Origin of the sequence: Segatella oulorum F0390 (genome assembly GCF_000224615.1) — a bacterium.
GTDB lineage: Bacteria > Bacteroidota > Bacteroidia > Bacteroidales > Bacteroidaceae > Prevotella > Prevotella oulorum.
The window spans coordinates 1,252,301-1,263,767 of the sequence record NZ_JH114215.1; the positions used below are offsets into that span (position 1 = coordinate 1,252,301).

At 50.6% G+C, this 11,467-nt stretch carries 7 protein-coding genes; 4 read left to right on the top strand and 3 right to left on the bottom strand.

The features are described 5' to 3' along the window. The 3 genes from HMPREF9431_RS13205 to HMPREF9431_RS05380 all read right to left on the bottom strand — a co-directional run. Window positions 1–467 (bottom strand): hypothetical protein (locus HMPREF9431_RS13205; RefSeq protein ID WP_196794562.1); only part of this gene is annotated, 467 nt, incomplete at its 3' end. After that, window positions 464–3,916 (bottom strand): transcription-repair coupling factor, encoded by a 3,453-nt coding sequence (mfd, locus tag HMPREF9431_RS05375; protein WP_040561148.1) that lies wholly within the window; start codon window positions 3,914–3,916, stop codon window positions 464–466. The genes mfd and HMPREF9431_RS13205, both read right to left, overlap by 4 nt. A 68-nt stretch (window positions 3,917–3,984) precedes the next feature. Beyond that, window positions 3,985–4,734, bottom strand: a complete 750-nt coding sequence (locus HMPREF9431_RS05380; RefSeq protein ID WP_004380156.1) for a polyprenol monophosphomannose synthase — start codon at window positions 4,732–4,734, stop codon at window positions 3,985–3,987. A gap of 539 nt (window positions 4,735–5,273) precedes the next feature. Between HMPREF9431_RS05380 and HMPREF9431_RS05390 the strand changes: the two genes are divergently transcribed. From HMPREF9431_RS05390 to HMPREF9431_RS05405, 4 genes are all read left to right on the top strand, one after another. Then, window positions 5,274–5,456, top strand: a complete 183-nt coding sequence (locus HMPREF9431_RS05390; RefSeq protein WP_004380159.1) for a hypothetical protein — start codon at window positions 5,274–5,276, stop codon at window positions 5,454–5,456. Between the two features lie 45 nt (window positions 5,457–5,501). Beyond that, a complete protein-coding gene (locus HMPREF9431_RS05395; RefSeq protein ID WP_004380161.1) occupies window positions 5,502–8,498 on the top strand; it encodes a hypothetical protein in 2,997 nt (998 codons plus the stop codon). Between the two features lie 47 nt (window positions 8,499–8,545). Further along, the gene (locus HMPREF9431_RS05400; RefSeq protein ID WP_004380162.1) at window positions 8,546–10,318 is read left to right on the top strand and encodes a fimbrillin family protein; all 1,773 of its coding nucleotides are present in this window, start codon (window positions 8,546–8,548) and stop codon (window positions 10,316–10,318) included. 430 nt (window positions 10,319–10,748) lie between these two features. Beyond that, a partial coding sequence (locus HMPREF9431_RS05405) for a DUF6261 family protein (RefSeq protein WP_004380164.1) occupies window positions 10,749–11,467 on the top strand: 719 nt, incomplete at its 3' end.

Genomic DNA, 11,467 nt, shown 5'->3' on the forward strand with positions numbered 1-11,467 from the left:
AACCGTTTTTTGAGAAAAATAAGCGTTCGGCAGGTGCGGAACAACCGTTTTTGAGAAAAACAAGCGTTCGGCAGGTGCGGAACAACCGTTTTTTGAGAAAAACAAGCGTTCGGCAGGTGCGGAACAACCGTTTTTGAGAAAAACAAGCGTTCGGCAGGTGCGGAACAACCGTTTTTGAGAAAAACAAGCGTTCGGGGGTGCACGAACAACCGTTTTTGAGAAAAATAAGCGTTCGGGGGTGCACGAACAACCGGTTTTGAGGAAAACAAACGTTCGGGGGTGCACGAACAACTATTTTTGAGAAAAACAAATGTTCGGGGATGCACGAACAACCATTTTTGAGGAAAACAGGTGTTCGGGGAGGCACGAACAACTATTTTTGAGAAAAACAAGCGTTCGGGAGTGCACGAACAACCTTTTCTGAGAAAGACAATCCGCCCAAGAGGTTGGGCGATGATGATGATCAAGGATTGCTTACAGACGATGTTGCTTGCAGCTGGCGCAGCACTTCGACAGCCGCTTCAACCGTTGCTATGGCCGACACTTTCAGCAGACGGCGGTTACCCACCTGTTTAAACTCGCATTGGCGCGCATGGTTGCCCACATAATTGATGACAGCTTCGAAAGCCTTGCTTTGGTAGTAGGCGCTGTTGGGATTGGAAACAAACTGCAACGTCATCAGCCCCTGCCGCAAGATGATTTTCTCGCAGCCTAACAGTTTGCCCAATCGGCGCAGCAAAACCACCTGCATCAGTTCCTCACCCTCATGGGGCACAGGACCAAAACGGTCGACAAGCCGTTGACGATAAGCATGGAGGTCGTCGTCGGTTTCGATGTTGTCTAATTCGCGATAGAGCAACATGCGCTCGCTGCTGCCGGGCACATAGTTGTCGGGGAAATACATCTCGAGGTCGCTCTCTATGGCACAATCGTCCACAAACTCTTCACCGCTGACGGCTGCACCTTCGGCCATTTGGTTGCGATAGATCTCGCCAAACTCCTCGTTTTTGAGTTCTGTAACGGCCTGCGAGAGAATTTTCTGATAGGTTTCGTAGCCCAAATCCTCCATAAAACCGCTTTGCTCGGCACCCAGCAAATTGCCTGCGCCGCGGATATCCAAGTCTTGCATGGCCAAATGAAAACCACTCCCCAGCTCGGAAAAGTTCTCCAAAGCCTCCAATCGGCGGCGCGCCTCGGGCGTGAGCACACTCTTTGGCGGTGCCAACAGGTAGCAGAACGCCTTTTTGTTGCTGCGTCCTACGCGTCCGCGCATCTGGTGAAGGTCGCTCAAACCGAAACGATGCGCATCATTAATGATAATGGTGTTGGCATTGCTGATATCGATGCCGTTTTCAACGATGGTGGTCGAGAGGAGCACGTCGTAATCGTAGTTCATGAAGCCCATGATGATTTCTTCCAGCTCATCGGGTTTCATCTGCCCGTGACCGATGGCAATACGGCAATCGGGCACATATTTCTTGATGAGGTTAGCTATCTCTTGCAAGCCGTTGATGCGATCGTGCACAAAATAAACCTGGCCGTTGCGGCTCATTTCGAAATTGATGGCGTCGGCAATCACCTCATGCCCAAAGGTGGAAAGCTCGGTGTGGATGGGATAACGGTTGGGCGGCGGCGTGCGGATAATGCTCATGTCGCGCGCTCCCATCAGCGAGAACTGCAACGTGCGCGGTATGGGCGTGGCTGACATGGTGAGCGTGTCGACGTTGGTTTTGAGCTTCCGCAATTTCTCTTTGGTGGAAACACCAAACTTTTGTTCCTCGTCGATGATGAGTAACCCCAAGTCGTGCCACTTCACTTGCTTGCCGATGAGCTTGTGTGTGCCGATGAGAATATCTATTTTGCCGTCGGCTAAATCGGCCAACACCGCATGGGTTTGTTTGGCCGAGCGCGCACGTGAGAGATAATCGACGCGCACCGGCATAGGCTTCAACCGATGGCTAAAGGTTTGGAAATGCTGATAGGCCAGCACCGTCGTTGGCACCAGCACGGCCACCTGCTTGCCATCGCAAGCCGCCTTAAAGGCGGCACGCACGGCCACCTCGGTTTTGCCGAAGCCCACATCGCCGCAAACCAAGCGATCCATGGGGCGAGCACGCTCCATGTCGGCCTTCACCTCTTGCGTGGCCTTGCTTTGGTCGGGCGTATCTTCGTAAAGGAAGCTCGCCTCCAACTCGTGCTGCAAATAACTATCTTTGGCAAAGGCAAAACCCTTTTCCTGTCGGCGCTTGGCATAGAGCTTTATCAAATCGCGGGCAATATCCTTGATGCGCTTCTTGGTTTTCTCCTTCAGTCGCTCCCACGCGCCCGTTCCGAGTGTGCTCAAACGTGGTGGTTCGCCCGTGTCGGCACGCCGGTATTTGCTGATTTTATAGAGCGAATGGATGCTCACATCCACCTTGTCGTTGTTTTGATAGATGATGCGTATCATCTCTTGATAGCTGTTGCCGGTGGGCACGCGCACCAAACCGCCGAATTTGCCGATACCAAAATCCACATGAACGATGAAGTCGCCGGGCTCCATCTCTTGTAGTTCCTTCATGGTGAGCGCCATTTTTCCGGCGCGTGCACCGTCGCTCTTGAGGTTGTATTTGTGGAAACGGTCGAAAATTTGATGGTCGGTGAAGCAACACAGCTTGAGCGCATCGTCGGTAAACCCTTCGTGAAGCGTTTTGTTCACCGCCTCGAAGCGAATATTTTTGGCGGCCGCGCTATCCATGTCGGCAAAGATGTCGCGCAGGCGTTGTGTCTGCTTTTCGCTGTCGGCCAGGATATAGAGCGTGTAGCCATGACGCAAATAATCGTCGAAGGTGGTCACCAGCAAATCGAAATTCTTATGGAACAACGGTTGGGGCGTGATGTGAAACGCCACCACGCTAAACGCCTCTTCCCCACCCTCTGCACGATTTCGCGACGTTTTGGGCAGCGTCCCGATTTCAATGCGTCGGAAAGGCGCCGCATCAGCAACAAACTCTGTGGGCGGCACCAGCGCTTGGGTTTTGCTGAACGTCTGCCTGATTTCTTGCTGTTCCATCTCGGTAGCACCCGCCAACTTTTCGGTGAGTGCCTGCTTGGAAAAGCCTTCTTCATAGATTTTCCCCACTGTTTCGCTCACGAAAGCAAAATCTTTGGTCACCAAGACACTGTTCTCGGGCAGGAATTTGAAAAACGAAACGCGATGAGCCTCCAACGTAGACAACTCGGGGACGATTTCCACGGCGTTGCATTTGGTTTTCGAAAGCTGATCCTGGATTTCGAACGTGCGGATGGAATCAACCTCTTTTCCAAAGAAATCCACGCGAAAAGGGTCTTCGCAACTGAAAGAGAAGACATCGAGCAAGCTGCCACGCACGGCAAATTGGCCGGGCTCATAGACATAATCGGTTTCGGTGAAGCCCAACTCGCGCAACGCATGCACCACCTCGGTCAAATCGATTGCTTGCCCCACCTTCAGCGACAGGCGGCGCTCATTCAACTGCTGTTTGCCCACCACCCACTCGGCCAGCGCCTCGGGATAGCTCACCACGAGCAGCGGCTCAGCAGCGTCGGCATGGGTTGAGAGCCGCGTGAGCACCTCGGTGCGCAAAATTTCGTTGGCACTATCGCGCTGCCCATATTTCACGGCACGCTTGAAACTCGACGGAAAGAAAAACACCTCGCCATCACCTTTGATTTGCTGCAAATCGTGATAGAAATAGCCCGCCTCGTCCTCGTCTTGCAAGATAAAGACAAAAGTCGAAGGCACCCTGTCGGCCAATGCGGCAAAAACCAACGGCGCCGACGAGCCCACAAGTCCGTCGGCATAAACAGTTCCGCGCGTCGAAGTGCGCAGCAGTTGGGCCAGCGCGCCCACCTGAGCCGACTTGGCATAGCGTTGTTGCAGAGATTGTATGTCCAAAATTGTTGATTTAAACGGCTGCGCCACCATGTGCTATCGGCCCGCAGCAGTGAAGTCGTAAGAAAAAATTAAGCTTTCGGCGTGGGATATTTGCGCAACCAGCCGTCCAAGCGCAGTTGCATCACGCCAAAGAATGCCTCGCCAAAGATGCTGCCGCTCATTTTGCTCACGCCCTCGCGGCGATTGACAAACACCACGGGAACTTCTTTGATTTTGAAGCCTATCTTATAAGCGGTATACTTCATCTCGATCTGAAAACCATAGCCCTTGAAACGCACCTCGTCCAAAGGAATCGTTTCTAACACGCGCCGACGATAGCACACAAAGCCGGCCGTGGTGTCGTGCACCGAGAAGCCCGTGACCAAGCGCACATATTTCGATGCAAAATAGCTCATGAGCACGCGCCCCATGGGCCAGTTCACCACATTGACACCGCTCACATAACGCGAACCGATGGCCATGTCGTAGCCCTCGTCGTGGGTAGCCGCATAAAGCCGCGGCAAATCGTTGGGGTCGTGGCTAAAGTCGGCGTCCATCTCGAAAACATAGTCGTAGCCCCGTTCCAGCGCCCATTTGAACCCCGCGATATAAGCGGTGCCCAAACCCAGTTTCCCGGCGCGCTCGATGATAAACAACCGCCCCTCGAACGCCGTTTGCATGAGCCCGCGCACAATGGCCGCCGTACCGTCGGGACTGCCATCGTCGATGACTAAGATGTGGAAACACTTGTCCAACCCAAACACCGCCCGAATGATTTTCTCGATATTCTCCTTTTCATTATAGGTGGGGATAATCACTATCGAATCGCTCTCTTGCATGCTTTTCTCGTTTTAATTTTCGGTGCAAACTTACTTATTTTTTTTCGATTACAGCCCCCCTCACGACAAAAAAGAACTCCCGCCCCTCCGTTATGATATGTCAAGACCCTATCTGCAACTTCAAGATTTATTCCATCTTGACACAATTCTTTTCGAAAATATTTCGCCATTTCGCTAAAAACATTTAACTTTGCTGCCAACAAAAATAAAAAAGTCAGTAATGAATCGTTTACACAACAAGGCAACTTTCGCAGTGCAAAAGAATTTTTCTTCTGCCTGTTTTTTTATGCCTTTTTATTTGGTCAATCCAAATAAAAGTGTAACACACACACACACACACACACACACACATTCGAGCGACCGCTCATTAATAAAGAACGCGCGCGCGTAATATACAACATAATCACTTATAAACAAAGGGTGTGCAAGAAGTTTTTTATAAACTTTTTGCATGCCCTTTTTCGTGGAAAAAATCAATCCGTTTTTGTATACAAAGACGGTGTAAAACATAACTCTGAATATATAAAAGTTTTATTAAAATGAAGAAAAAATTGTATGAAACGCCTGCATGTACGGTCATTCCGTTGGCGGATGAGTATTTGTTATTAACGAAAAGTCCCGTGGCACGTCCCGGTGGTGGTGGTGAAGCAGGTCACAAAGGTAGCGTCAGCGTAGGAGACTTTGAAGATGGTGACAGTGAGGAAATCGAAGATGAAGATTAATAGCTGTGGCAAATGAATGGAGTAAAAATAAAAGGAACAACAAAAATGAAGATAAAAAATAAGTTGAGCAACCTTGCATGGAGCAGACTTCGCAACCGAGGTTTGCTTGTTGCCGTTGGTGCTGCTGCTCTTTTAGCTGCTGCTTGTGCCGACGATGATTTAGCAACCGACCAACCCGGCAAGCACACCGGAATGGCGTTGGCATTCAATGTGAGCGACGCACAAATGGAAGATTTGGAGCAAGCCCATGCCAAAGGTGCAACGCGCAGCCTGAGCAATCAGCCTGTTTCTGCGACCTACCTTGCACCCCAAAGACTTGAAGCTACGGGCGACAATCCCCATGATTTCTGCCTGATTGAGTCGACCGTTGAGGGCCTTAACCCCGTGAAAGTGGATGCGAAGACGCGCGGAACGATTCTCACCGCCAGCACGCTTGGCACCTTCTCCTCGATTGGTTATCGTGCGGCCAGTTCTGCAGCCGCATCCAATCCCAGTAGCGCGTTGTTATGGTTTCACAACGCGAAGACCAATCCCGATGGAACATTGCAAAATCGTTACGATTGGGACTGGCCCGTAAACGTTTATGGCCGCTTCTATGCTGTGTCGCCCGAAGCTACGGCTGCTAATGGCATCACACTTTCACCCAGCACCCCTGCGCAGGTGCCTTATGTTGATTTCGAAGTCAATCAAGATGTAGCGCAGCAAAAGGATTTGATGACAGCCTGTTCGGGCGAGGTGCATTATATTCATGGCAACGACCCCACAAGCAACCTTAAGTTCCGCCATGCACTGGCCGCAGTGAAGTTTTCCATCGGCAGCAACCTCTCGCCTGTCATCATTAAGAAGATTGAAGTTTCAGGTGTGAAGTATAAAGGGCGTTACCAACTGCCCAACAAGGCCGATGGCAGCGATGCCGCTTGGCTTTCGGTTGACAATGCCACCACCACGATGACGCTCGATGGCATCAATGTTGATGCGTCGAAGATGCCCAATACGATGTTGGCCGGCGAGCGCAAAACGCCCACTTATTATAACCAAGCAGGCTGTGAGAACTACACCTTCCTGATGATTCCGCAAACCTTGCCCGCCAAGACGGCGACTGATCATGCCAAGGTTTCGATTTACTACGAAGAAGGCGGAACCACAAAGCATGTCACATTCCCTTTGTGCAATGCAGATGGCACGCCCAGCGTGTGGAAAGAGAACACCACAACCGAATATAAGCTCACACAGCGGAAGTCGGGTTGGGAGTGCCACCTCACGGTTTCGCCAGCCCTCACTTTCTCCTATCAAGAAAGTTCGCAAGGATATACTGTCAACAGTTATCGCGAGGGCTTGGGCGGCACCAAAAAGCAACCCATGCCTTGGAAAGTTGTGAAATATGAAGAAAGCACAGACGGCGGTACAACCTGGACCGACAAAGGCATGACCAAACCCGCTTGGCTCACTAACTTCTCGAAAACTGAAGGCGATGGCGGTAACAAGTACAATGGCAATGTTTATGCTGACTGGGGAAGTGCATCCGTGCGCAAAGACCTGATGATAGATAAGCTCACACCTTATAACAAAGTGCTCAAAGATGCTACACCCAAAGGCAGTGACAGCGACCCTTACAACCTTGCGAACCCCGGTGGAAACGGTGCAAGAGACCGAATTGAAGAGAGTGCCAACAGCTATCTCATCTCTGCCCCTGGGCATTATTGCATCCCGTTGGTTTATGGCAACGCGATTAGACGGAATGTAGCCAACAAGAGCGCCTATATCAGCACGGCACCTGTAACACCCAGTTGGATTTATCCTGATGTCATTCTACATACATTCTTGGATCATGCCGATCAACCGATTTCTTCTCCCTATATCAATGTACAAAATAGTACGGATAAAGCTGTGAAAGCAGATGTTGTTTGGATGGATCAACCCAATATGGTTCATTTCGGTACCAATCCAATCAAAACATACAATGGGGTTGACTTTGTAGAGTTCGAAGTCAAGCAAGCTGATATTTGCAATGCGAATGCCGTCATCGCAGTTAAAAACAACAGTGGTACCGTGATGTGGTCGTGGCATTTGTGGTTCGACCACGCCGACGCATTAGACCCTATCCCGTGTAAAAATCATAGCGGTGTCATTTATAAATTCACTCGCAACTCCTTGGGTTATGTCCATCTCAAATGGGAGGTGACTTCTTATACCAAGCCTCGAATGGCACGCGTCACCTTCCAGCAAATAGGCGGCGGTCGCGTTGCAGGGCATCCTGATAATCCACAAGAGGCCAAACTCATCATCACACAGAACCCCGGTGGCGATCGTGAAGAAGTGAATACCCTCTATGAATGGGGACGTAAGGATGCCTTACCCAACACGACAAAAATCTATCCTGCCAATGCTTTTAAAGCTATTAATGGGCGTGCTTCTGTGGGCAAAACCATTCAAACCCCAGGGACATATTACTATACGAGTTCTGCACAAAACGACCCTTATGCTACGACCTATGCCAATACATGGTCGACCAATAACACCAAAATGCCCAACCGGAGCGATGATGAGGTTACCAAGACCATTTATGATCCATGTCCTGCCGGTTTCCACATGCCTGCCTCTAATGCGTTCACAGGTTTCACAACAACGGGTGAAAGTGAAAGTTCTGATAAAAGTAAATATAATGTCGTAGGTCCTTGGGACTATGGTTGGCATTTCAAGACTCATACCACCCCAATAGAAACCATTTTCTTTCCCGCTACGGGCTTCCTTTTCTACTACGATGGCCGTTTGGCTTATACTGGCGAACATGGACATGGTCACTATTGGTCGGCATTCCCAGCCGATGTCCAAAATGGTCTCTTCTTAGATTTTAATGAAAATCAATTATATCCAAGAAACAGTTATGCCCGATCAAGTGGATACATCGTCCGTCCCGTTGCCGAACCCAAAACGGCAGTACGGCCAGGGGTGTCCGGCTCAACGATTACGCCATGGGGTAGTGATGGGTCGTCGGAAGGTGGAACCATATTTACGGGCGACGAAAGCACTGTTGCACCTTAATGGCAACAACGGAAACGATGTTTTATGAATTTAAAAACGGAGAAGAAATGAAAATTATAAAATTAGCAATTATAGCCACAGCCCTGTTGGGGCTGTCGGCCTGCCACAGCGAGTTGGACAACCAACCCGGCGGCAAAATAGACACGGCAAAGCAAATCACTTTCAAAGTGAATTTTGAAGACTACAATGCCGACAAGGAAGTGCAGGGCACGCGCGCCCTTGTCCCCGACACAATCAGCAAGCAGGTAATCGACCTCGACAACAACCTCATGGCCGAAGTATCCATTCAGCGCGACACCACCAGGGCCGACCGCGCCACCACACGTGCTTTGACCGACGGTACCTACACCCTGCTGGCCTATCAAGGCTCAACATTGGTCGGCGAAGTGACGGGCACCGTCAACAGCGGCGTGTTCACCATCAGCAGCGGTTCGATGAATTTAGAACCCGGCACCTACGATTTTGTGCTCTACAGCGATTTAACCCGCAGCGGCAACACGTTCATCGTCGACCGCTCCAACATGAGCAACGCGCTGATTGGCCGCACCACCGGTGTGGTTCTCACTGCGCAAGACGCTACGAAAGAAGTGGTGTTCACCCTCAAGCATCTTGGTGCCCGCATGAAGCTCAAGCTCACCGGCTACATGCCCTATCCCGCCATGGCCGCCACGCTCGCGTCGATCAACGCTACGTCCGTTCCCAACCAGGCCACTTATGATGTGAATACCGACACTTGGACAGGCTACACCAATGCGGCACTGAGTGAAAACTGCACATTCCCGGCTAACAATACTTGGGTAGAAGGTAATGTGACTGGGGGGGTGGAAGGAGTTTATCAAGATATTAACTACCCCAGCCTCACCAACAATTATTTTTATTTTCTGCCGACAACCGATGCTTCGAAATTAGAGCTAACCTTCCATAGCGGAAAGATTTACCGCGCTGATTTTGCCAATCACAATGCTTCGCTCACCCTCGCGCCCAATCCTGCGGTGGTAATGCAAAACAATGGGTCGTATATCATCAACGTGAAGCTGCGTCCCAACTATCTCTATCTGATGAACGATGGCAGCACCGACTTTATCAATGCCACGCAATATACACGTTTGCGCAAATCAGATGGCACACCGCTCTATCGCGACAAGCAGGGCAATGTGCTCGCCTCGCCGAAAGTGCCCATTGGCTTGGTGGTGAGTCAAAGCAGACGGCTGGCTGCTGCTCTGAATGAGGTTGCCGGAGGACGCATTGAGTTGTATACAGGCCCGTATATCCATCCCTTCAATTATAAATATTATGGCGATGGGACACACCCTTTTTGGCCTAATTGGTCAGAGACTGCTGCAATGATTCAAGATATGGATGGCTATCGGTACACTTGGGAGGCATCGGGCAGTGCCGATGGAACAACGATTAAGGCCAATCAGCCTACCCTCTATCCGGCTTTCTATCGTGCGGCTCATTACCGCGAAGAGTTGCAAAACAGTGGTGTGACATTGACGGGAACAATGGCCACAGCAAACTGGTATCTGCCCAGTGTCGGGGAAATGTATTTATTTGCAGTTGCGTCGGGCTTTAGTGATGGTACTCAAGCCTCTGGAGGTAGGACGAACTATAAATGGGCCAGCTCTGCCTTTTACTTCGACCTTATAGACTTAGGGATCACTCCTCCTCCTGCGATACATACAAATTGGACAAGCACTGAATTTTTTGAAAGTTTTGGCGGCAGTGTTAGATGTGGTGCGATTGTGCTTCTTGATGGAAATATGGCTTTTACCGCATCAGATTATCAATCGTGGGTTAGGCCCTTTGTTAAATTCTAAGGGCGTAAAGAGCTATGTTTGGGGAGTCTCGATGGGCTGTCGCAATGATGCAAAAGCTCATATTGCCCCCCGAATCGTTTGCTGCAGCGATGTAACGGTCATTTCGACCCCCGAATCGTTTGCTGCAACGATGTAACGGTCATTTCGACCCCCGAATCGTTTGCTGCAGCGATGTAACGGTCATTTCGACCTCCGAATCGTTTGCTGCAACGATGTAACGGTCATATTGACCTCCGAATCGTTTGCTGCAGCGATGTAACGGTCATTTCGACCTCCGAATCGTTTGTTGCAGCGATGTAACGGTCATTTCGACCTCCGAATCGTTTGCTGCAGCAATGTAACGGTCATATTGACCTCCGAATGGGATAGAACACGAAAAAACTACGCTTTGGGGTATTCCCAAAGTCAACTTTAAATACATTAACAAGCAATGAAATTAACTGCTTTAGACCGTAGCAAGCTCCCTGGGATGGAGCACTACCAGTATGCCGGCCATGTGCTGCGCATGTGTAAAGAGGCGGGCGTTGAAAAGCTCACCGCTGTGTTGAAACCTTTAGAAGATGCGCTGAAACGCGAGGACGAGGCGCTGAACTATCCGCGCTCCAAGGAGGGCTCGAAGGAGCTCGACACTTTGGACAGCGTGCGCGACACGGCCTATCGGGCTTTGATGAAGGCGCTGGAGGTGGCCGAATTGAGTGCCGATGCCGACGAGGCGAAAGCCGCCGACAAGCTGAAAGAGGTGGCGAAGAGGTATCCAGGTGTGGTGCGGGCGAATTATGACCGGGAGACGGGACTGATTGAAAACCTTGTGACCGATTTGAAGAGTGCCGAATGCACAGCGGCGGTAACAAAGCTGAAGCTCGCGGCCGCCATCACACGGTTGGAGACGGCCAACACCGCTTTCGGCGACTGCTATCACAACCGTTACAAAAGCGGTAGGGCAGTGGACGATTTGAAGGAGTTGCGCGTCGCCACCGACGATGCCATCGACAAGGTGTTGCTGCGTGTGGTGGCATTGAACGAGTTGGATTCGAGCGAAGCCATCACGGCGCTTATTCAACATTATAACAACTATGTGCACGACCGTCACACGGTGATTAAACAGCATAAAAACAGCACTGCGCATGAGAATGCGGTGAGGGTTGAGCA

Coding starts and splice junctions, on each gene's coding strand:
- HMPREF9431_RS05380 (WP_004380156.1), bottom strand. CDS start 4,734: ATGCAAGAGAGCGATTCGATAGTGATTATCCCCACCTATAATGAAAAG.
- HMPREF9431_RS05390 (WP_004380159.1), top strand. CDS start 5,274: ATGAAGAAAAAATTGTATGAAACGCCTGCATGTACGGTCATTCCGTTG.
- HMPREF9431_RS05395 (WP_004380161.1), top strand. CDS start 5,502: ATGAAGATAAAAAATAAGTTGAGCAACCTTGCATGGAGCAGACTTCGC.
- HMPREF9431_RS05400 (WP_004380162.1), top strand. CDS start 8,546: ATGAAAATTATAAAATTAGCAATTATAGCCACAGCCCTGTTGGGGCTG.